Annotated in this window: 21 protein-coding genes; 9 read left to right on the top strand and 12 right to left on the bottom strand. The window is 37.6% G+C overall.

The window, feature by feature from the left end:
- Positions 1 to 9 precede the first annotated feature (9 nt).
- Entirely contained in the window at positions 10 to 2,019 is a 2,010-nt protein-coding gene (locus RICGR_RS06545) for an OPT family oligopeptide transporter (protein WP_006035081.1), read from the bottom strand.
- Positions 2,020 to 2,127: 108 nt separating this feature from the next.
- The gene (gene yihA / locus RICGR_RS06540; RefSeq protein WP_006035543.1) at positions 2,128 to 2,727 is read right to left on the bottom strand and encodes a ribosome biogenesis GTP-binding protein YihA/YsxC; all 600 of its coding nucleotides are present in this window, start codon (positions 2,725 to 2,727) and stop codon (positions 2,128 to 2,130) included.
- Positions 2,728 to 2,874: 147 nt separating this feature from the next.
- Here yihA and RICGR_RS06535 point away from each other — a divergent pair, with 147 nt between their 5' ends.
- Positions 2,875 to 3,498: a c-type cytochrome gene (locus RICGR_RS06535; protein ID WP_006034735.1), complete on the top strand. Its 624-nt coding sequence runs from the start codon at positions 2,875 to 2,877 to the stop codon at positions 3,496 to 3,498.
- A gap of 43 nt (positions 3,499 to 3,541) precedes the next feature.
- Here RICGR_RS06535 and RICGR_RS06530 read toward each other — a convergent pair whose 3' ends face one another.
- The 9 genes from RICGR_RS06530 to RICGR_RS06490 form a co-directional block, all read right to left on the bottom strand.
- Positions 3,542 to 5,287 carry a tetratricopeptide repeat protein gene (locus tag RICGR_RS06530; protein ID WP_006035875.1) on the bottom strand — a complete coding sequence of 582 codons (1,746 nt, stop codon included), beginning with the start codon at positions 5,285 to 5,287 and terminating at the stop codon, positions 3,542 to 3,544.
- Positions 5,280 to 5,771, bottom strand: coding sequence for a SixA phosphatase family protein (locus RICGR_RS06525; RefSeq protein ID WP_006035112.1), 492 nt, complete (start codon positions 5,769 to 5,771; stop codon positions 5,280 to 5,282). Before RICGR_RS06525 ends, RICGR_RS06530 begins: the two co-directional genes overlap by 8 nt.
- Positions 5,772 to 5,812: 41 nt before the next feature.
- The gene (hspQ, locus tag RICGR_RS06520) at positions 5,813 to 6,130 is read right to left on the bottom strand and encodes a heat shock protein HspQ (protein WP_006035534.1); all 318 of its coding nucleotides are present in this window, start codon (positions 6,128 to 6,130) and stop codon (positions 5,813 to 5,815) included.
- A 10-nt stretch (positions 6,131 to 6,140) separates the two neighbouring features.
- Positions 6,141 to 6,926, bottom strand: coding sequence for an exodeoxyribonuclease III (gene xth / locus RICGR_RS06515; protein WP_006035255.1), 786 nt, complete (start codon positions 6,924 to 6,926; stop codon positions 6,141 to 6,143).
- The gene (locus RICGR_RS06510; RefSeq protein WP_006034811.1) at positions 6,923 to 8,047 is read right to left on the bottom strand and encodes a cation diffusion facilitator family transporter; all 1,125 of its coding nucleotides are present in this window, start codon (positions 8,045 to 8,047) and stop codon (positions 6,923 to 6,925) included. The genes xth and RICGR_RS06510 overlap by 4 nt, the downstream gene beginning before the upstream one ends.
- Positions 8,048 to 8,254: 207 nt before the next feature.
- Positions 8,255 to 8,539: a hypothetical protein gene (locus tag RICGR_RS06505; RefSeq protein ID WP_006035619.1), complete on the bottom strand. Its 285-nt coding sequence runs from the start codon at positions 8,537 to 8,539 to the stop codon at positions 8,255 to 8,257.
- A 65-nt stretch (positions 8,540 to 8,604) separates the two neighbouring features.
- A complete protein-coding gene (locus RICGR_RS06500; RefSeq protein ID WP_006034860.1) occupies positions 8,605 to 9,759 on the bottom strand; it encodes a trans-sulfuration enzyme family protein in 1,155 nt (384 codons plus the stop codon).
- A complete protein-coding gene (locus RICGR_RS06495) occupies positions 9,756 to 10,949 on the bottom strand; it encodes an aspartate aminotransferase family protein (RefSeq protein WP_006035830.1) in 1,194 nt (397 codons plus the stop codon). The genes RICGR_RS06500 and RICGR_RS06495 overlap by 4 nt, the downstream gene beginning before the upstream one ends.
- A gap of 10 nt (positions 10,950 to 10,959) precedes the next feature.
- Positions 10,960 to 11,547, bottom strand: coding sequence for a superoxide dismutase (locus RICGR_RS06490; RefSeq protein ID WP_006034904.1), 588 nt, complete (start codon positions 11,545 to 11,547; stop codon positions 10,960 to 10,962).
- Positions 11,548 to 11,672: 125 nt separating this feature from the next.
- On the opposite strand from RICGR_RS06490, the gene grxD reads away from it, so the two are divergent.
- From grxD to panC, 8 genes are all read left to right on the top strand, one after another.
- Positions 11,673 to 11,999: a Grx4 family monothiol glutaredoxin gene (gene grxD, locus RICGR_RS06485; protein WP_081441711.1), complete on the top strand. Its 327-nt coding sequence runs from the start codon at positions 11,673 to 11,675 to the stop codon at positions 11,997 to 11,999.
- 592 nt (positions 12,000 to 12,591) lie between these two features.
- Entirely contained in the window at positions 12,592 to 14,019 is a 1,428-nt protein-coding gene (locus RICGR_RS06480) for an LbtU family siderophore porin (protein WP_240992244.1), read from the top strand.
- Positions 14,020 to 14,272: 253 nt separating this feature from the next.
- Positions 14,273 to 15,694, top strand: coding sequence for an LbtU family siderophore porin (locus RICGR_RS06475; RefSeq protein ID WP_006034694.1), 1,422 nt, complete (start codon positions 14,273 to 14,275; stop codon positions 15,692 to 15,694).
- Positions 15,695 to 15,867: 173 nt separating this feature from the next.
- Positions 15,868 to 16,587, top strand: a complete 720-nt coding sequence (locus tag RICGR_RS06470) for a TerC family protein (RefSeq protein WP_006034858.1) — start codon at positions 15,868 to 15,870, stop codon at positions 16,585 to 16,587.
- Positions 16,588 to 16,708: 121 nt separating this feature from the next.
- Positions 16,709 to 18,220, top strand: coding sequence for an LbtU family siderophore porin (locus RICGR_RS06465; protein WP_006035924.1), 1,512 nt, complete (start codon positions 16,709 to 16,711; stop codon positions 18,218 to 18,220).
- 62 nt (positions 18,221 to 18,282) lie between these two features.
- A complete protein-coding gene (gene coaBC, locus RICGR_RS06460) occupies positions 18,283 to 19,494 on the top strand; it encodes a bifunctional phosphopantothenoylcysteine decarboxylase/phosphopantothenate--cysteine ligase CoaBC (RefSeq protein WP_040615243.1) in 1,212 nt (403 codons plus the stop codon).
- A 174-nt stretch (positions 19,495 to 19,668) separates the two neighbouring features.
- Positions 19,669 to 20,454 (top strand): 3-methyl-2-oxobutanoate hydroxymethyltransferase, encoded by a 786-nt coding sequence (gene panB, locus RICGR_RS06455; protein ID WP_006035707.1) that lies wholly within the window; start codon positions 19,669 to 19,671, stop codon positions 20,452 to 20,454.
- Entirely contained in the window at positions 20,438 to 21,196 is a 759-nt protein-coding gene (panC, locus tag RICGR_RS06450; RefSeq protein WP_040615242.1) for a pantoate--beta-alanine ligase, read from the top strand. Before panB ends, panC begins: the two co-directional genes overlap by 17 nt.
- Before the next feature lie 24 nt (positions 21,197 to 21,220).
- Here panC and RICGR_RS06445 read toward each other — a convergent pair whose 3' ends face one another.
- Entirely contained in the window at positions 21,221 to 23,338 is a 2,118-nt protein-coding gene (locus tag RICGR_RS06445; protein ID WP_040615240.1) for a RelA/SpoT family protein, read from the bottom strand.
- Between the last annotated feature and the right edge of the window lie 4 nt (positions 23,339 to 23,342).

Raw genomic sequence — 23,342 nt, 5'->3', positions numbered from 1 at the left:
TTTATATTGTCAACGTGTAAAGTGACTTGATTTATTTTTGCAAGCGGTCTGATAAATTAATCCCAAAATACTGAGTGTAGAGAGTATGCCTAACAGACTTGCTAACAGTGTTAAATGTTTCGGCATGAGACGTAACACATCGGTAGATTCTGTTAAAGTAAAGGGAATTGCTAAAATGACACCCATTAAGCAAGCACCAGCGACTATTCCACAAGCGAGCGTAAGACCGCGTTGCCGTGCAATTTTTTTAGATTCTGAGGTTTGTTGAGCGCGATGATGAGTCAATGTTCGTTCTACAACGTAGGAAGCAAGCCCTCCCAAAATTAATCCAGATGAAGTATCAAGAGGGAGATAAATGCCAATACCGACCGCTAATACAGGTAAGCGTAAGCCGCGTTTTTGTAATAGTCCATCGATAATAATGCAACAAAGAGCAACAACAAAGCCGATGCTAATTAAACCCCACGGTAAATTATGTTTAAACGCACCAGTAACTAAGCTTGCCATCAGTGTTGCTTGCGGCGCAGAGAGCATTTGAGCCGGATCCATTACGCGTCCGGGAGGAGAAATACCACCAATTCCGTAAGCATTAAACAATAATTCTAAGGTAGGTGCGAGGATTAAGGCAGAGATTACGACACCTAAAATTAATATCAGTTGTTGTTTCCACGGCGTTGCGCCGACAATTTGTCCGGCTTTTAGATCTTGAATGGTATCATTGGTAATCGCACAGCTACTACTGACCAATGTTCCGATAATAATGGCTAAACCTTCTCCTTCAAGTAGATGTTTAACGTCATGCGTAAAACCAGGTGCAAAATTGAAAATCGCTAAAAGGGTAAGCGATGCAAACAACAGTGCAGAAAGCGAAATCCCCGAAATGGGGCTTTGGCTACTCCCAATAAGCCCTGCAAAATAACCACATAACGAGGAAAAAAAGAAACCAGTGATTAAAATAAAAACAATACCAATAAATAGGGTTATTATTTGGATGGTGCTTGATAATCCTAATGCAGGGTGATTAATGAAGCTAAACAAAATATACGCTAATGGGACTATTAAAATCGCAAGTAGTGCTACTGTGTAATGGATGGGTATATCGCGTTCATTTTTAGGAAGCGCGGCATAACCACTTTCTTGAATAGTTTTTAGTGAAACAAAAGATGAATGGACGCCTTTTATAATGGGTTTAAAGAGTAAAACCATTGTCCATAAACCCCCGATGAGCATCGTGCCTACGCCAATGGGACGAATGCTGAATTGCCAAACATGAAGGGCTAAATTGAACGCCGATTGGTGAGGAGCCATGATGAGCGGATGTAAATAACTATAGAGAGGGATCCCGATTACCCAGCCAAGAATTACACCCACTAAGGTGCTTATTGCAACACCAATACCCACGATATAGCCCGCAGCCAGTAAGGCAGGTTCAAACCCCAATGTAAAACCAAAAATAAATTTATTATCGGCTTTAAACCATAATGGAAAATTAGTGGCTATGATCTGAAAACCCGATTGGAATAGCGATACAAAACCACCTAACAAGCCACCTTGGATAAGTTCTTTGAGATTTCCTTGAGTGTCTTGACTGAGCTTTAAAACGTGGCCTATGGCGGTGCCTTCAGGAAAGCGTAAAGAAGGATCAGCTAATAATACGCGCCTTAAAGGGATAGAAAATAGGACCCCTAAAATTCCGCCCGTTAAGGAAATGATGACTGTTTGCCAATAATCAAAGTGCTGCCAATAGTGGAGTATGATTAAGGCAGGAAGAATAAATGCAGTTCCTGCCACCAAAGCTTCCCCAGCAGATGCGCCCGTTTGAACGATATTACTTTCAAGAATCGAAGCGTTTTTAAAAAAACGTAAAATGCCCATAGAAAGGATGGCCGCAGGTATCGATGCGGAAATGGTTAAGCCGACTTTTAAGCCTAAATAAGCATTTGCAGCCGCGAGGATGACTGCAAGCAAAATAGCTAATACGATGGCGCGAAAACTTATTTCTGAGGAATGTAATGACATGAAACCCAACATTCTTTTAATTAACTATTATTTATCACATTGTACTCTAGAGGTCAAAAACAGTAAGCGATATAGAAATGCAAGATGTAGAAAATTCAAAATTCCGTCTTATTTTGAAAGCCAGTCTAAAATTTTATGACGCGCGTTTCCAAGACCTATCGATTGAATGGCTGAAAAAATTTGTAATTCACAGGTTTTATTGAGAATAGTCAATTGTTGACGGATTGATCTGAGTGTATGAATCGCTTGCGCTCGTGTTAATTTGTCGGCTTTCGTCAGAAGAATATAGGTAGGAATGTGATAATGAGATACAAACGCTAATAAGACCTCGTCTCGGTCGTTGAGCGGGTGACGGATATCCATGGTCATAATAAGACCCTTTAACGATTTCCTCATTTTAAGATAATGGGTAATCGTTTTTTCCCAGTCGATTTTTCTATTATCCGAAACCTTAGCAAAACCATAACCGGGGAGATCCACTAAACGAAGATTTTCATTCAGTTGAAAAAAATTCAATAATTGAGTACGACCGGGTGTTTTGCTAATTTTAGCGAGTCCTTTTTTTCCTGTAATGGCGTTAATTGCAGACGATTTTCCCGAATTCGAACGACCAATAAACGCAATTTCCGCACCTTTATCAGGAGGAAGTTGATCGAGTTGGGCAACACTTTTCAAAAAGAGTGTCAGTGGAAAGGCAGATGAACTCAAGTTTTGTTTTCTACTTCAATTAAAAAAGAAAAACTCCCTGGCATTTATGTTATTTTTAGAGTTTGCTAAAGCCTGCTGGGGACTATAGGCTAAATCATTGTTTTTAGCAATCTCCTTTTTTTGAAATAACATAAAAATTTTTCAATCATGTTCAATTACCAAAATTTTACAGTTTTCTTTTTATGTCTACTCACTTTTTCGTCGAGTATTGCCAAAAAAGATGAAAAAACAATGAATCAAATGATTACTGAATGTGAAGGGTGTCATGGTCAACAAGGGAATTCCACGGTGAATGAAAACTGGCCTAAATTAGCAGGACAAAATATGAATTATTTGATGAAACAGATGCATGATTTTCAATCCAATGATAAATATGCACGTAAAAATGCAATGATGAATGCATTCATGTTAGCATTATCGGAAAAAGAAAAAATCAAGATAGCGCGTTATTATGCGCGCTTGACTGGAACGATTGACACTGCACAAAATCATTTGCTGTCCTTAGGTGAATCTATTTATCGCGGTGGTGATGCCGCTAAAAAGATACCGGCTTGTTTGGCGTGTCATGGGCCTGCAGGTTTAGGAAATCCACCGGCTGGATTTCCCCGCTTAAGTGGACAACACGCACACTACATTGCCTCACAATTGAAAGCATTTCGAGCCGGTAAACGAAATAATGATCGTTATCAGATGATGCCAATGATCAGTAAAAAAATGAGTGATGCGGACATTGTTGCAGTATCCAATTATATTTCAGGCCTCTATGGTTAAGTTCGTGGTGTAAGGTGTAAGTGCCTCTTGAATCGATGCGGAGCTAGGGGTGTTTATGAAAAATAAATAAACCGGTATTAATAGGCTTATTATTTTGATGGCGTCCGATGACCTGTTTAGCAATTAATAATTTTAATTGATTTTTCTTACCGAGTTTTTTTATATAAATTTCGGCATGCTGGTAACGGCCATTTGTTTGCAAACGATAGGACGCAGTTGTTTTAGCAGCAAGTTCGACCGAAAGCGCGAGTAAGCCATTCGTTGTTAAACGCGACACTGTTTCAATAAAAAATTTTTCAAGATCGCCACAATAAACTAACGTATCGATACACAAAATCAATTCGAAATGTTCTTTTAAACCGGCTAAGCCATTTAAAATATCCTTTTCTATGAGGAGATCATAGCACCCTTTTTCTTTCGCTTGCTGAAGCATGTTCGGTGAGATATCTATCCCGACTAGTCTTTTTGAGAGATCACTAACGCATTGACCACTCAGACCTGTTCCACAACCCAAATCAAGCAACGTATATTTTTTTGGGGTTAAAAAAGGGTTTAATTGTTGGCGTAATAATTCAGGGACGTTGTAAAATAAGCTCTTTTTTACATGGTCATCGAATTGAAAGGCGTAGTTATCGAATAAATTTTTTATATAATCTAACGGTGCACAACCCGGTATCGATTTTTGAGTGAGTGCAGCGATCATATAAGAGGCGATGGTATGTTGATTAGTCAAATTTAAAATAATTTGATAATGGGTTAAAGCAGCAGCGTGATCATTTAATTTTAAATAAATAGCAGCAAGATTACTATGCGCATCTATATGCTTATTATCGCATGTTAAAATCTTTTTTAAATCATCCAGGGCTTTATTTAATTGACCGGTTAACATGAGTGCGTGCGCGCGATTAAAAAGGGCTTCTTTATCGAAAGGTTCTCGCGTTAAATATAAAGAATAATGCCAAATAGCGTCTTCAAATTGATTATTTTGTAATAATGTAGCGGCAAGATTATTGCGTGCTATTTTATGTTGCGGGTCAAGCGCGAGCGCTCTTTTAAAATAATGGATAGCGGCCGCTACGTTTTCTTTTTTTAGCATTAAAGCTGCAAAATTATTGAGTAATTCTACCGAATAAGGATCAAGGGCAAGAATTTTTTGATAGTGATAGTGAACGTTTTCTAAATTTTCTTCTTCCCAATAAAGAGCAGCCAATTGCCAATGGGCTTGAATAGAATGAGGGTGTAATTTTAATAGCTGTTTAAATTGTAGGATGGCTGCCTCTTTTTTGTGTTGAGCTAAAAAAATGAGACCTAAGTTAATATGCGCTTCCAGGTAATTCGGTTTTAATTTAATGGCCTGTTGACAATGTTGATAGGCCATTTTTAATTGATTATTTTTATAAAATAATCCGGCTAAATTGTTATGTGCTTCGGCATAGTGCGGATCGAAGAATAGTGCGGCTTGATAATGTGTTAACGCACATTTCAGTTGATTCGTATTCTTAAAACCATTGGCCAAATGAAGATGAAAACGTGCTGAATCCGGTTGGATAGCTAAAGCGCGCTGTATCCACAGAATGGCGGTTTCCCATTGTTGTAATTCAGAAGCAAGAATGCCTAAAGCATGCATTGCTTCTGCATGGGTCGGTTGAATACTTAAAATATGTTCGTACCTTTTTTTCGCATCGGTAAAATTACCCAATTTTTGTGCATTGAAAGCCCCTTGAAAAATGTCCTCGAGGGTTGAATTTTTTTCGGTAATTTCCCCTTGCAATGTCGTATTATTATTCACGGGGAGGCTCAATAAAAAAAAGAAATTTTCCTTGTTTTTCTATTATATTATCCCATCGTAGGCCATTAAAACGGAGTGAAATGACACCTGCCGTAGGGAGCATGATGGATTGTGTGGGGGGGCTTAATGTGTGAGCGAGATTGCTTATTGTGGGATTGTGACCGATTATGAATACCTGTTGAAATCGATCAGGTAAAAAAAGGGATTGTAAAAGTGCTTCACTGCTATCGCCTAAATAAAGTAAAGAATTAATTTCAATAACGGGAGATATTTTTAGATATTTACAAAGGAGTTCTGCGGTTTGTATCGCCCGTTTTGCAGGACTGCACAGTAGATAATCGGGCCAACATTTTTTTTTTTCTAATTGTTTTGAAATGGTGGAAACTTGATGAAAACCATTTGGGGTTAAAAGCCGTTCTTTATCCTGTTCAAGCGGGCGCTGTAAGTGACTTTCAGCATGTCGAATAAGCGTTAAATTTTTCATACATTCAATTTTTTATGAAGCGTGATGATGCGGTTACCCATTCAATTGCTATATCGTCGACGATGATAAACTCCATTTTTAAAGCTATCAAAAAAGTAATCTAATTCAGGGTGCTCAACCGGATCGTGTGTATCATCCTGTGTTAAATTGATTTCTGCAGCATAAGCATGGTGAACCGAACCATGGACTAAAAGATGATACCAGGGTTGATTTTTGGGGGGATTTCCCGGCGCGTTTTTGCTATACCAAGCATCATCGCCTTGAAAACCGGCATCAACATCAACCACTACACCTCGATAGCCAAATAAACTATGCTGGACAATTTCTCCAATTCCAAAACGTGCTTTTATAGGCTCCATAATTTAAATCCTAACTTATATTTTGATAAGTTGCTATGACAGGGACATGATCGGAAGGTTTTTCCCATCGTCGAATTTCTTTATCAATTTCACAATCAATGCATTGAGAAATTAAGTGAGTACTGCTTAATATATGATCAATTCGTAAACCATGATTTCGACGAAAAGCACCCGCACGGTAATCCCACCAGGTGTATTGATGGGGTTCATTATGAAATAACCGAAAACTGTCTTTTAATCCTAAAGCCACTATATCCTGTAAAGCCTTACGTTCTTGAGGGCTAACGAGTACTTTTCCTTGCCAAATTTGAGGATCATGAACATCGTTGTCTTTTGGAGCAATATTGAAATCACCTAACACAATTAAAGAAGGATGAAGACTTAATTCGTGCTGTAAATAAATTTTCAATTGTTTTAGCCACTTTAATTTATAAAGAAATTTTTCAGAGCCTAAATGTGATCCATTAGGAACATAAATATTAACGATACGTAAAGAACCTATAGTGACCACTAATATTCGTCGTTGAGTATCATCAAAATGGGGTAAACAAGTCACTTCATTTTGCATGGGGATACGACTAATAAACGCAACACCATTGTAAGTTTTTTGTCCATTATATAAAACATGATAACCGGCCCTTTTAAAGGGTTCTTCGGGAAAATGGTGATTTTGAACTTTTGTTTCTTGTAAAGCCAGTAAGTGGGGTTGATGCGTGTTTAGCCACGTTAAAACATGTGCTAAACGTATACGTAATGAATTAATATTCCAGGTTGCAATTTTAAATAATCGGTTCATTTATAATAAAAAATTTTAATCGTTGTAATGGATTTTTCGGTTTCAATCACTTTCTTTAATTTAGCTTCCAAGTCATTTTGATTGCTAAAATTGAACGGTAGTTTTAATTCAATACTAATTTCCCCTTCTAAATAATGAAAAATCGCCGTTTGAATAGCGGCTTCGGGCAATAAATCTCGCCAATAGTGTAGCAGCATTTTTTGTAAGGTAGGTCTATCCGGTAAATTATAAGAAGGGCTCGTTAATTCATCATCTTCCGTGTCGATATGAACGGTGACATCGGTGATATCAGGAAATGATGCAATTAAACGTTTTTCGACCTCCTGACCAATATAATGTCCTTCTGAAACCGTAATAAACGGATCAACTAAAACATGAACATCACAAAAAATGGATCCCGCAATTGAACGTGTTCGTAATTGATGAATGGCTTTTACACCAGAAACTTTTTTTATAAAGCGTTTAATTTTTTCCGTTTCTTCTGTGCTCAGTGCGGTATCCACTAATTCACGAATACTATACCAGCCAAAATTCCAGGCTGTTTTCAGAATCATTAAACCGACAACAATAGCGGCAACCGCATCCAATTTAGGAAAGCCTAACCATGCACCCACCACACCGAATGCAACCGCCATAGAAGAAAAAGAATCACTCCGATGATGCCATGCATTTGACATTAATAAGTTAGATTTTATTTGGATTGCAATGTGTTTTGTCCAAAAATAAATGAGTTCATTCAGTAAAATTGAACTCAGTGCTATCCATAAGACAATTTGAGAAGGGATTTCTTTAACGTGAATACGATGAATAGTCGTGACAGCGTTAACAATAATAGCCAATGCTGCAAGTGCTAAGAGGATTGCTAATAGAACGGTTGCGGCTGTTTCAATACGACCATGTCCGTAAGGGTGATTTTCATCCGCTGCTTTATTTCCAAATTTTGAAGCAATAATAACGAGCAAATCAACCATTAAATCAGATAGAGAGTGAACGCCATCTGCGAGTAAACCATGAGAATGGCCTATAATACCAAAAATTATTTTCAGCCCTGCTAATAGGAGATTTTTTAGCCCCCCCCATAAAGCAATAGCGCGGGTTTGATGATAACGAGCAATTTTCATGGACGAATGCTTCCTCAAACATCGAGTGTGTGGATTCGGGTAATTTCCGTTTAAAATCCTTTTATAAGAAATTATTACTTTAAAAGTGGTTGATTTTATTGCTTAATGCGTAAAATGCAATGAATGAATTCAACACTCATTATTAAAGAATTTTATCATTAATAGGGTAAAAAGGGTTCCTAAATAAAATTTCAATCCCGTAAAAAGTTAAAAATTAAGTTCGAAATGCACTTGTTGATTGAGTAAATGATTCCGACATCGGGTTAAATCATCCCCAATGGAATCTTCATGCGTTGCGCTTATGGACGGTCCTCGGATAGGGCTAGAACCTCTCGGCATCATACTTGAAGGAGTTTTTGCTTTTCCTGGAATGATTTTAAATCGGAAAGATTCTCCATTAAAAGCGAATGCTTGCGTATCTGTGTCTAGGTTTGAATGACAAGCGGACAGCGATAATGAAAAAAAAAGTAATGAAAATAATTTTTTGATCATACCTAAAAACTATTTAAAGGATGAACGAACGTTAATAAATTTTTTAAAATGATTATTAAAAATAGTCAACTTAATGCGCGTTCAAGATCGTTAATAAGATCATGTATCCCTTCTATTCCTACCGACAAACGGAGCAAATTTTCTTTAATGCCCAGACGATCGCGAATTTTTAATGGCAAAGCGGCGTGTGTCATTGTAGCAGGATGGCTAACGAGACTTTCTACGCAACCTAAACTTTCTGCTAACGTGAATAGACGACAACGTTCAAGAAAACGTTGTATTTCCTTAAACGTACCTTTGAGCGTAAAACTGACCATTCCTCCGAAGCCATTATGCATTTGTTTTTTAGCTAATGCATGTTGAGGATGATGAATTAATCCAGGGTAAAAGACTTTTTCGATCTGGTGATGTTGTTCTAGAAATTCAGCGATTTTTAGGGCATTTTCACAATGCTTTTGCATCCGCAACGCTAAAGTATGTAAGCCTCGGAGAGCAAGGAAACTATCAAATGGGCTTTGTATAGCCCCCATCGCATTTTGTAAATAGCTTATTTTTTCATTTAATTCAGCATTGTCACCGACGACGATTATGCCCCCTATCATGTCGGAATGCCCATTTAAATATTTCGTGGCAGAATGGACAACCAGATCACAGCCTAACGATAAAGGTTGTTGAATCCAAGGTGTCGCAAAGGTATTGTCAAGTACGGAAATTAATTGATGCTGACGAGCAATTTTTACGACATGTTCAATATCAACCAATTTTAATAAAGGATTTGTTGGTGATTCCATCCAAATGAGTTTAGTTTCAGGTTTGATGTGTTGGTTTAAGTGATTTAAATCCGTCATATCAATATATGAAAAACTTAAACTGGAGGATCGTTGTTTAATTTGATTAAATAAACGAACCGTTCCACCATATAAATCATCTGTCCCTATAATGTGGTCACCAGGATTTAAGAGCTCTAGTAACGTATTGATTGCAGCCATACCAGAAGAGAATGCAAATCCTGCGCAGCCATTTTCTAAATGGGCAATGGCCCGTTCATAGGCAAAACGAGTAGGATTTTGGGTTCTCGAATATTCGAAACCCTGATGTACACCCGGACTTTTTTGCGCGTAAGTTGAAGTGGCATAAATCGGCGTTATTAAAGCGCCTGTACTTGGATCAGGGAGCTGTCCAGCATGTATGCAGCGGGTCGAAAAATCAAGTTTTTTCATAAACGTGAGGGTAAATTATAAAACTCATCGATAGACTTCATTAAGCGGTGACAAATTTCGTCGGCCTCTTTTTTTTGAAGAATTAAGGGAGGTAAAATACGGATGGTGTGGTTGGAAACAATATTAAAAAGCAAACGGTGTTTTAATCCAATTTTAGGAATATGATGACATTCTGTATCCAATTCGACACCTATCATAAGTCCTTGTCCTTTTATTGCAACAACATGAGGATGTTGACCCAAGCAATCGTTTAATTTTCTTATCAAATAATCTCCGATTTCCGTTACGTGTGCAGAGATATTTTCTTTTTCTAAAATTTTAATAACGGTCAATGCGACGGCGCATGCTAACGGGCTACCCGCAAAAGTAGAACCATGTTTTCCACTCGGAAAAAGATTATTGGCTTTACCGCGAGAGCAATAGGCGCTAATGGGAAAACCGTTCCCTAAAGTTTTAGCGATAGTCAGTATATCAGGAAAAATGTTATAAGCCTGGTAAGCAAACCAAGGTCCGGTACGACACAGGCCCGTTTGTATTTCGTCCAATATCATCAGAAAATCATAATGATCACAATAATCTCGAATGGCTCGTAAAAAACGAGGGGTTGCAATTTTTATCCCCCCATCACCTTGAATAGGCTCTAACATAATAGCAATGATGTTTTTTTTATATTTTTTTATCGTATTTTTTAATGCAGTCTCATCATTAAATGGGATATGAATGAAACGCGTCAATAACGGTTCAAAACCGATTTGCAAACGTTCACTCCCAGATACACTGAGTGTTGCCATGGTTCTACCATGGAAAGCATTATTCATCGCAATAATGATGGGTTGCTCAATGCCTTTTTGCCGCGCATAAAGCCGCGTCATTTTGATAGCGGCCTCGTTGGATTCTGCGCCTGAATTCGCAAAAAAAACCTGATCCATTCCGGATACACGACTTAAGGCGGAGGCCAAGCGTTCTTGTTCTGGAATGTGATAAGTATTCGACGTATGGATTAATTTTGTCGCTTGATTACAAATTGTTTCAGTGATTGCAGGATGAGCATGGCCTAAGCCACAGACGGCAATACCTGATAAAGCATCTAAATAACATGCTCCTTGAGTATCGGTAAGCCAAATACCTGAACCTTTTTCAAAGGCAACAGGTAATCTATGGGGGTAAATAGGCATCAAGGCAGAGATCATTGCTGTTATCTCATTGTTTTTCAAAATTTTCAGCAACGAAGTCCCAATTGACAATATCCCAAAATTTTTCTAGATAGTGAGGACGTGCATTCCGATAGTCGATATAGTAAGCATGTTCCCAGACGTCACAGGTTAATAAACAGATTTTATCTTCGCTCAATGGGGTGAGGGCATTGCTTGTGGTTTCTATCTTTAAACCGTGGGCATCTTTTATTAGCCAGGCCCATCCTGAACCGAATTGAGCGATAGCCGCGTTAGTAAATGCTTCTTTAAATTGAGAAAAAGAGCCGAAGGATTTGCAGATACTCTCTTCTAAAGCGCCTTTTAATTTGTTTTTAGCCGCCAAAGGTGTCATACAATGCCAATAAAAAGTATGATTCCAAGTCTGTGCAGCATTATTAAAAATAGGGCCTTTGGGAGCTTTTTTTATAATATTTTCCAAAGATAATGTTTCGAATGTTGTATTGGGAATTAATTCATTCAGTTTATTGACATAAGCCTTATGGTGTTTCCCATAGTGATATTCGAGGGTTTCCTTTGAAATAATAGGTGCCAAGGCTTCTAAACTATAAGGTAACGGAGGTAATTGATGTTTCATGAAAGTTATCCTATTTTTATCGATTTGCTAAAATGGCTTATCTAAGTTTAAAATTCAGCTAAAGATAAGGCAAGCCTACAGTGCATTTAAATCGATAAAAAATTTATTGGGCGGGAAAAATGTCAATGACTCAACTCACAACATTCGAAATAATCAAGCAACAAATCGAACGGTATCCGCTGATTCTCTATATGAAAGGGACACCAGAAAAACCCTGTTGTGGGTTTTCTGCGCGCGTTGTAGACATATTAAAAGCCTGCCGTGTAAAGTTTGCACACGTCAATATACTTGAACAGAGTGATATTCGTCGTGATTTACCTCAATATTCTAATTGGCCTACTTTCCCACAGCTCTACTATAAAGGCGAGTTACTCGGGGGATGTGATATCGTGGAACAGCTTTATATCACAGGTCAGTTAGAAAAAATTATCGGAAAACTTGATTTTAATTGATTTTGCATCTATTTTCTTTCAATTAGGGATGTTTTCTTTTAAAAAATAAGATAGTATTACCCTATTATTGCTTATGAAGTCGTTGACATAAGTCATAACGTTAGGTATAAAATGCAAATAACTGTCATGTTCTTTTAGAAAGAGAGATAGTTTCAGCACGAACAACAAAAGTCTTGAATCTTCTAATAATATCGCTGAAAAATAAGTGAATAGCTATAAAAAACGGTTTTGGTAAACCGCTAAGCAAGTCTCCGTTTTTAGAGTTTGCGAAACTGTAAGTTAATAATTTACAGCGGTGCCAAACCAGGGTTGTTTAATTTTCGCCGATATTGCTTTTTAAGAGCTGGAATGGAAATTAAACAGCCTTGGTAGGAAATAACAAGGAATATAAGTAAATTTTTTAAATTATTTTTATGAACGTAGCATATTCCAACTTTTATCGGTGTGTTACGAGCGTGAAATTAAAGAAGTACTAGATTTTTGTAAGACTAATTTTTTGTTTGAGTCTGTAACACATTTGTTGATAAGATAAAGCAAAAAATCTAGCTTTCAAACAATCTAATGTTGAGTTAACAACCTATTAAGGAGATGGATGAGTATGAAACTCAAAGCGATTGTTGCTTCCCTCGTAACATTAGGGCTTAGCGGGCCCGTATTGGCAATGCAGCCGTATGTGATGGATACATCCTATCAAATGGATTTGATGCGCTATCAAGTCAATAAAATTGATATGATTCTGGATCGAAATCAACCCGGTGGTTTTGATCAACCGTGTGGTTGGACGTGCCGCATTAACGTGAGCGGATGGATAAATACTGATGTTTATTTGGGTAATAAGCCACCTGTTTTTTGGACATTTAATCCAGCATATAATCCATTTTTACCGATAAACCCAGATTCGGTACCGCCTAACACATTAACGATTCCGACGTCGGGTCGTGCGAGCGATTTATTATTAAATAATGCCAATTTCTTTGTTGATGCACGCGTTAATAATTGGGTAACGGCCAATATGTCTGTCGTGTATAGTTCTTTATCAAGCATTCCAGGCTCAACGGGCCCTTATCAAATCGCTAATTCGTTCTTTGTTTATCATCCATTGAACCGAACAGCAATAGATACAGCGTATGCGACAATAGGCAATTTTATGGCTTCTCCTATTTATTTTAGAGTGGGTAAGGAATATATTCCGTTTGGTGCTTATGATCCTTATGGGTTTGTAACACAAGAAAATCCAACACAGTTATTTACTGAGATTACGGCAACCGCTGCTCAATTAGGGTTTGTTGCAATGAACGGATTATATGGTTCGTTATATACGTTTGCAGGGAATCCTAAGATTTCTGATGGAGGCTCGACACGCCGTATACAAAATGGCGGTGTTGATTTAGGTTGGGGATACAGCCGATGTCACAGCAAATTTAATATTAACGCCGGTTATATTGCAAATATAGCGGATTCGAACTTCTTATCTTCCTATTATATGAATTCATTAATTGAAGGTACGACGGTTCCGGGATTGCCTGATAAAAAAGTTCCTGCATGGAATGTGAACGCAGATGTTACATTCGGACCGTTTGATGCCAATGGCCATTTTGTTCGGACAACAAGTAGTTTAGCGAACCCTTTCTTTTTAAGTGGAAATTCTTCGCCGGGATTTCAAGTGTTAGAGAATCCACCCGCAGAATTAGGCAAACCTACTGTATGGGGTTTGGAAGCGGGATTAACGTTCCCAGTCGCAGCCCATCAATCGCGGTTTGCAATTGGGTATCAAAAAACAACGCATTTAGCAACATTCTTGCCGGAACAGCGCATTTACGCAGATTACATGGTCAATTTAGCGAAATGGTTTGATTTGGGAATAGCGGTATTCCAGGACAGGGATTATGATGAAGGTGAAGGAGTTATAACAACAGATAGCACCACAGGTATACCGCCGGCGGGAACGGTTATCCGTCAGGGAGCAACCAATAATAAATCAACAGTGGGTCAATTACGTGCAAGTATTAAATTTGCTTAAAAGCGACATTACCATTAATAAATAAAGTATTAAGCCCGCGTTAGCGGGCTTTTTACAAGTTTAATAAAAGTATAGTTATTCTGTTGAGATGCTGATTAACTGCTGTTAAGATAGAGTGATTAGAATTGCTTTTCTGTGTAAATTTAATGGGCAAGTCTAGCGAAAAAGTTTTTAGCGAATTTAAAAGATTTCTTTCTTAGATTTAGCAAAAAAATGATATGGAATTATTAATTCTACAAGGAGATAGTTTAGGATGAAACTCAAAGCGATTGTTGCTTCCCTCGTAACATTAGGGCTTAGCGGGCCCGTATTGGCAATGCAGCCGTATGTGATGGATACATCCTATCAAATGGATTTGATGCGCTATCAAGTCAATAAAATTGATATGATTCTGGATCGAAATCAACCCGGTGGTTTTGATCAACCGTGTGGTTGGACGTGCCGCATTAACGTGAGCGGATGGATAAATACTGATGTTTATTTGGGTAATAAGCCACCTGTTTTTTGGACATTTAATCCAGCATATAATCCATTTTTACCGATAAACCCAGATTCGGTACCGCCTAACACATTAACGATTCCGACGTCGGGTCGTGCGAGCGATTTATTATTAAATAATGCCAATTTCTTTGTTGATGCACGCGTTAATAATTGGGTAACGGCCAATATGTCTGTCGTGTATAGTTCTTTATCAAGCATTCCAGGCTCAACGGGCCCTTATCAAATCGCTAATTCGTTCTTTGTTTATCATCCATTGAACCGAACAGCAATAGATACAGCGTATGCGACAATAGGCAATTTTATGGCTTCTCCTATTTATTTTAGAGTGGGTAAGGAATATATTCCGTTTGGTGCTTATGATCCTTATGGGTTTGTAACACAAGAAAATCCAACACAGTTATTTACTGAGATTACGGCAACCGCTGCTCAATTAGGGTTTGTTGCAATGAACGGATTATATGGTTCGTTATATACGTTTGCAGGGAATCCTAAGATTTCTGATGGAGGCTCGACACGCCGTATACAAAATGGCGGTGTTGATTTAGGTTGGGGATACAGCCGATGTCACAGCAAATTTAATATTAACGCCGGTTATATTGCAAATATAGCGGATTCGAACTTCTTATCTTCCTATTATATGAATTCATTAATTGAAGGTACGACGGTTCCGGGATTGCCTGATAAAAAAGTTCCTGCATGGAATGTGAACGCAGATGTTACATTCGGACCGTTTGATGCCAATGGCCATTTTGTTCGGACAACAAGTAGTTTAGCGAACCCTTTCTTTTTAAGTGGAAATTCTTCGCCGGGATTTCAAGTGTTAGAGAATCCACCCGCAGAATTAGGCAAACCTACTGTATGGGGTTTGGAAGCGGGATTAACGTTCCCAGTCGCAGCCCATCAATCGCGGTTTGCAATTGGGTATCAAAAAACAACGCATTTAGCAACATTCTTGCCGGAACAGCGCATTTACGCAGATTACATGGTCAATTTAGCGAAATGGTTTGATTTGGGAATAGCGGTATTCCAGGACAGGGATTATGATGAAGGTGAAGGAGTTATAACAACAGATAGCACCACAGGTATACCGCCGGCGGGAACGGTTATCCGTCAGGGAGCAACCAATAATAAATCAACAGTGGGTCAATTACGTGCAAGTATTAAATTTGCTTAAAAGCGACATTACCATTAATAAATAAAGTATTAAGCCCGCGTTAGCGGGCTTTTTTAACAAATAAAGTAAAATTAGAGACCGTAGATTTTTTAAACGACTGTTCTATTCTTTAAATAAACTAATAGCATCCGTTGTACCGAGTAGGGTACGCTTTAAGACTTTAAAAAGTTGCTATGATAGACCTCATTTTTTCTTTTGAAGCTTGGTTTAGTTTACTGACCTTAACGGCATTAGAAATCATTTTAGGAATTGATAATCTTATTTTTATCTCTATTGTAACGAACGGACTTCCCCACGCACAGCAACGTTTAGCCCGTCGGCTTGGTTTATTACTTGCCTGTTTAACACGTTTGCTTTTGTTGATTACGTTAGCGTGGATGACGCAATTTACACAACCTCTTTTTAGTTTATTAGGTCATCGTTTTTCAGTGAGGGATTTAATACTTATTTTAGGTGGGTTGTTTTTATTAGGAAAAGGAACAACTGAACTTCACTTTAACGTTACAGCCACAGAAAAAAAAAGTAGCACCCGCCGCCGCTATTCGCGGTTTTTAATGGTTATTATCCAGATTATGTTGCTCGATATAATATTTTCATTAGATAGCGTCATTACAGCAATAGGGATGGCTCAAGAGTTTGTAATTATGGCACTTGCTATTATTATCAGTATTGCATTAATGATAAGCGTGAGTGAACCAATCAATCATTTTATTAATAATTATCCAAATTTAAAAATTCTTGGTTTAAGTTTTTTATTACTCATTGGTTTAGTTTTAGTGGCAGATGGTTTTGGGCTACATGTGCCTCGTGCGTACCTTTATTTTGCTATTGCGTTCTCAGTATTTGTGGAATGGCTCAATATCCTTGCCAGTCGGTGGAGACGGAAAAAATGAATAGGAAGTGGTAAAAGCCAGAAACTAATTTTTACTGCAATCACTCTACTGTAAAACTTGCGTTTATTCGTTTTTTTTGATACATAGGGGCTCCGCTTATTTTAAATAATAAGGTATCCTTATGTTCGCTAACCCCTATAAATTTATCGCACTTATAGTCGGCGGGTTTTTAATTTTTCAAGGAAACATGACCTTAGCGGATGAAACAACTCAATCCGATGAAATAAGAAGATTAGCCTATAAAAATCAAGTTTTAGAGTCTAAGTTACAGCGTGTGGAGAATCAAATCGCTACGTTGCGAAGGCAGTCGAATCCCAATATGCAATCCTTTAATGAAGTTGTAGCGCACCAAAAATTGGTTACTTCCTTGCACCCTTTTTTTATTATCGGGACACCGGTTATCAGTTCACCTTTTATAGGGATTAACTCCGCATATAACGCTTCTGATTTAGTGGTTAATCAACCTTATGTGAATGAAGATCTCAATTTATTACAGCAACGAAAACAAATTTTTAATTATCTCGCACAAATAAAACACGTGCCCCCAGACACGCCTGTTGTTAATCTGAGCGGAAAAGTAGAATCACAACTGTATCATACTCAGCATCATGGCAATTTTCAGAATAATTCGATGACCGATATCGATTTAACGGGTATTGAATTAGACACCGAAATTTTGGTAAATAGTTGGATGACAGGGCTTATTGCTTTTGTTTACGATAATACACTTCCTACAGATATGTCGCCAAGACGAATTGATAATTCTCGCGTGCTTTTAGAGCGAGGGTTTTTAACTATAGGGAATCTGACTCAATTTCCTTTGTATGTGACGATGGGGCAGTTTTACGTGACATTTGGTCAATATTCATCTTCAATGATTAGTGATCCCTTTACCAAAATTTTGGGTAGAACAAAAGCCAGAGCGCTCGCTTTAGGGTTATCAAAACAATTGAATGATGAAAATAATTTAAATCTGTCAGCGTTTGTTTTTAGAGGCCCAAGCCGGACCAGTATGGAAAATTATGGCCTACGGAATTATGGTCTGAATGCAGAATATCTATTGACTAAACCGCATTGGAATATTGATATAGCAGGAAGTTTTATTCGTAATATCGCGGATTCGATTGGAATGCAGCATAATGGTAATAGTGGCCCTAATAATTTTGAAGGATTTGCCACCAGTGGTAATACTGAAATGCTTGACCCGGTGTCGGGTTTAGATGCGCGAGGGACATTGAGTATTCAAAATTTCAGTATTACAGGCGAATATGTGACAGCGAGTCGTTCATTTTCTCAAACCGTATTATCCTTTAATGGAGAGGGTGCTAAACCATCCGCTATTTACGCAGAAGCCGAATATAAATTTAATGTGTTAGAAAAACCGAGTGCGGTGATTATTGGATTTGATGAGTCCAAAGATGCGTTAGCTTTGCTTATTCCTAAGAAACGATATACGGCAACAGTCAGCACATCACTTTGGAAAGATACTATCGAAAGTTTAGAGTTTCGACATGATATTGATTATCGTGAAACAGATAGCGCCTATGGTCAGTCAAGTTTAGGCTTTAATCCAATGAATGGAACAGGAAAAAGCGGTAATACAGTGACATTACAAGTCGGTTTATATTTTTAGAAAATAAATTTAAAAAATTGAAACATACATGAATGCTTCCATTATTCTGATATTCTGAATTGATGAAAAAAAAAATTTTATTAGGTATTACAGGGAGTATAGCGGCTTATAAAACACCTGAACTTGTCAGAAAGTTTAAAGAACGTGATTATGACATTAAAGTTGTTCTAACGAGTTGTGGCAAAGCTTTTGTTACTCCTTTGACATTACAAGCGGTGTCACAACATCCAGTGTATGAAGCGCTTGTCGATGTTGAAGCTGAAATGAATATGAATCATATCACGCTTGCGCGTTGGCCTGATTATATTTTAATAGCACCGGCTACAGCGCAGATCATTGCTAAATTAGCGCATGGTTTTGCGGATGATTTATTGAGTACATTATGTTTAGCCACGGATAAACGTTTAATTATTGCACCGGCTATGAATCAAGCGATGTGGTCGAATCAGATAACCCAAGCGAATGTTTGCACGCTGAAAGAAAGAGGTTACTTATTTTTAGGGCCTGCGGAAGGGAGTCAGGCGTGTGGTGAGTTTGGTTTGGGTCGTATGCTGGAACCTTTAGAGATAGTGGATACGGTATCAAAAATGTGGGTGAGGCCCTACTTAAAAGACCAAAAAGTTTTAATTACTGCAGGTCCTACTCAAGAGCCTATTGATCCAGTACGGTATTTATCCAATCGTAGTTCAGGTAAAATGGGCTTTGCGTTAGCCCAAGCGGCGGTTGATGCGGGTGCTGATGTGACACTAATCAGTGGGCCTGTTACTTTATTTCCTCCTGGGAAGTTGAAATTTATAGCCGTGAAAACAGCTGAAGAAATGTTAACGGCTGTTAAAAAAGAAATCAGCGGTCAGGCCATTTTTATAAGCACTGCAGCAGTAGCGGATTATCACATTGTAAATCCGGTATTACAGAAAATAAAAAAAACAAACGAACTGTTAACGTTGAAATTAAAACCGACGATTGATATTTTAGCGTCCGTGAGTCAAATGAACTTACAACCCCGACCTTTATTCGTTGGTTTTTCTGCTGAAACTGAATATACCTTAAAATTTTCAGAAGAAAAACGAAAAAACAAAAATATTGATTTAATGGTTGTGAATGACGTCAGTCAAAAACATATTGGTTTTGATAGTGATAAAAATGAAGTGACTGTTTTATCTAAAGATAAACCTATCCATTTAACGTGCGCCACTAAACAAATCATCGCACAACAATTGTTGAAAATAGTGGCAAGTCGAATGCAAAGTGAATCCATCAATGTGTCGTTTTAGCCTTAAGAAACTTAAAATAAAACAGTCAAGCTTGATCATTTAATCGGCGCGCTTTAAACTGAATCTACTTCTCGCCTTGATGGCGGAGACAACATTTCGAAAAATAGCTGAGGACTTGATCATGCGACAGGTACCTAATGTTTCTACGTTACGACTATTTTTTAGTATTAACGTATGAACGTTTTAGAATTTGTAAAGAAAAAAATAATTCAAGAGAAAATCGTAATTTTAACGTGTTACGATTATAGTTCCGCCAAAATCCTTAATAGTTCTTCCTTAGATGCGTTATTAGTGGGTGATAGTCTCGCTATGACGATGCATGGCTTTAAAAATACGGTGATGGCTACAGTGCCTATGATGGAACTTCATACGGCGGCAGTGGCTCGGGGAGCGCCTTCAAAGTTTATTATTAGTGATCTTCCTTTTTTAAGTTACCGTTTGTCGATGAATCGCAATGTTATAACGGCACAAAAATTAATACGAGCAGGTGCATCGGCAGTTAAGTTAGAAGGTTCGGCAGGAAATCTTTCCCTCATAACGCATTTAGTTGAATCAGGCATTCCAGTGATGGGTCATATCGGCTTAACACCTCAATTTATTCATTGTTTAGGAGGATATAAAGTTCAAGGAAAAACCTTTGCTCAGTCAGAACGGCTTAAACAGGAGGCCATCGCTTTAGAACAAGCGGGTTGTTTTGCTTTAGTGCTTGAATGTGTTCCCTCACAACTTGCAAAAGAGATAACGGCGTCTTTAAAAATTGCAACAATAGGTATCGGTGCAGGTGTTGATACCGATGGGCAAGTTTTAGTTCTGCAAGATTTATTGGGACTCAATTTGGATTTCAAACCAAAATTTGTCCACCCATTTCTTGACGGTAAACAATTGTTTTTAGATGCCGTTAATCAATATAGTGATTCGGTTAAATATAAAGAATTTCCTAAGCATGAACATAGTTACTAAATGGGAAGATTGGCGCACTATAAGAAAAAAGAGTAATAAAAGTATAGGTTTCGTGCATACAATGGGTCATTTACATGCCGGACATTTAAGTCTTTGTGCGCGTTCGCAAGCTGAAAATGAAACGACTGTCGTGGCTATTTTTGTCAATGATACGCAATTTAACCACAGAAAGGATTTTAATTGTTATTCGCGAACCATTGAAGAAGATAAAGTTTTATTACGAAAACAAAAAATAGATTATTTATTATTGTTCGATAGAGAAATTATTTATGATGATGATTATCAAATTCGGATTTCAGATACCAGTCATGTGAGTAAAAAATTAGAAGGAAAATTTCGTCCGGGACATTTCACAGGCATGTTAACTGTCGTATTAAAATATTTAAATATTGTGAAGCCTACACGTTCTTATTACGGGGAAAAAGATTTTCAACAATTATTGCTTATCAAAAAAATGGCTCAAGCTCTTTTTTTAGAAACAGAAATTGTGGGTTGTCCTACGATTCGCGATACAGACGGCTTAGCATTCAGTTCAAGAAACAGACGGTTAAATTCAAAACAACGATTTCAAGCGAGCTTTTTTCCCTCTATTTTGAAAAATGCTTCGAATCCCGAAGAAGCCATAAAACAATTAAAAGCTTTAAACTTTACAGTCGATTATGTTGCTGATTATTGGGGAAAACGTCTAGGAGCGGTTTATGTGGGAGAAGTAAGATTAATCGATGCGCTGTCAATTTTTTAATGACAATAGTTCTTAAAGAATGTTTTATAAAAAAAGATGACGAGTAATTTTTACAGTAGAATGAACTGCACGTAGAAAACGAATGACTTTGGCTAAATGTTTACGATTGATAACGGATAATGTAAATTGAATAATACTATGTTGTCTATCACGGCTTTCAACTTTAATATTTTCAATATTTGCATCGGCCTTGGCAATATTATGCGTTAATAAGGCTAATACACCGTGTTGATTTATCGTTTCAACGTAAATATCTGTTTTAAAAAAACCATGGGTTTGTTTTTCCCATTGACATAAAATGGCCCTTTCAGGATTTTTTTTAATCAGTCGTGCCGCATATTTACAACGTTGTAAATGCACGGTAAGGCCGTGTCCCGCATTAAGTAAGCCTCTCATTTCATCACCAGGAATAGGTCGACAGCATTCAGCAAAGTGGATTAAACTATTGTCTGAATTTTTAAGAAATAAAGGTAAAGCGTTTATTGGATTTTTAGCGCTCAGTTTCAAATTACATAAGGAGTGAGCCACGAGAGCCGGATGAATATAACCGAGTCCAATTGCTTCAAGTAGGTTTTCTAACGAATTATATTGAAATTTTTGTAATGTCTTATTTAGATTTTTAGGATGGATATGTGTAGAGTCTTGTCCTAAGGGAGTTAAATTGTTATCTAATAAACGTTGGCCAAGTTGTACCGCTTCATTATGCTGTTTATTTTTGAAAAATTGTCTTATATGGCTACGCGCACGTCCTGTGGCCACAAATTCTAACCAGTGCGCATCAGGAAACGTTTTCGAATCAGTAATGATTTCGACGGTTTGACCACTTTTTAAATGGGTACTTAATGGCGCTAAATGTTTATCTATTTTGGCCGCAATGCAGTGATTACCGACATCCGAATGGATGGCGTAAGCAAAATCGATAAGCGTGGCTTTATGAGGGAGCTCAATGATGTCACCTTTGGGAGTAAAAATATAAATATCCGTAGGAAAAAGATCAATTTTCACTGTCTCCAAAAATTCAAGCGAACTGGGTGTTGTTTGTTGAATATCCAGTAAACGTTTAAGCCATTCTCGTGCTCTTAAATGCGGACGTAGTTCATGGGCTTTTGTCTTTTCCTCTAACCAATAACTGACAATGCCGTGATCGGCGCCATTATCCATTGTGGTCGTGCGAATTTGTATATGGATGGATGTTGCTTCTGGGCCAAATAACGTTGTATGTAATGCACGATAACCATTCGCTTTAGGCAATGCAATATAATCATGGAAGTGATCAGGTAATGGTTTATAGAGGCTATGTACAGCACCTAACACGCGATAACAATTATCGATAGTATCGACGATGATACTAAAAATAGGAATATCAATAATTTCATTAAAGGCTAAATGATTTTCATGCATTTTTTTGTAAATTTGATAGAGATGCTTTTTTTTATGCCAAATGGCATGAAAACGTAAATGATGTTTGTCTAAACATTCTTTTAAAGCAAATTCTATTTTATGAATGCTTGTTTTATGTTTTCGTCGATTTTTCTGGACTGTTTCTTGTAATATACGGTATCGCCAGGGATAAAGATTTAAAAAACAAAGATCTTCTAATTCTATACGTACCATATGCACTCCTAATCGTTGTGCAATAGGTGCATAGATATCCAATGTTTCTTTAGCAATACGATGCCGTTTTTCTAAAGAGACCGCTGATAAAGTCCGCATATTATGCAATCTATCCGCTAATTTTATGATAATGATGCGGATATCTTTTGACATAGCTAATAGCATTTTTCGAAAATTTTCAGCTTGTGCTTCCGCGCGGCTTTGAAATTGAATTTGTGTCAGTTTACTCATTCCATCAACGAGTTCCGCTATTTCATGGCCGAAAGTTGCTGTTAAAACGGTTTTTTCGATGGCTGTGTCTTCAATAACATCATGTAAAATGGCAACAATTAAGGTTTGTACATCCATGCGCATTTGAGCGAGAATTTTTGCAACGGCTAAAGGATGGCTAATATAAGGGTCCCCACTATGCCGTTTTTGACCCGAGTGAGCCCTTGCTGCAAATTGATAGGCGCTATAAACTTGCTTTATATGCGCCGGTGATAAATAGGTTTGTAATTCTTGTTTGAGGTCACTAAACATATGCATGTAA

Source organism: Rickettsiella grylli (assembly GCF_000168295.1).
GTDB lineage: Bacteria > Pseudomonadota > Gammaproteobacteria > Diplorickettsiales > Diplorickettsiaceae > Aquirickettsiella > Aquirickettsiella grylli.
Note: the sequence above shows the minus strand (reverse complement) of the source record. Positions and strands in the feature narration are given on the sequence as shown.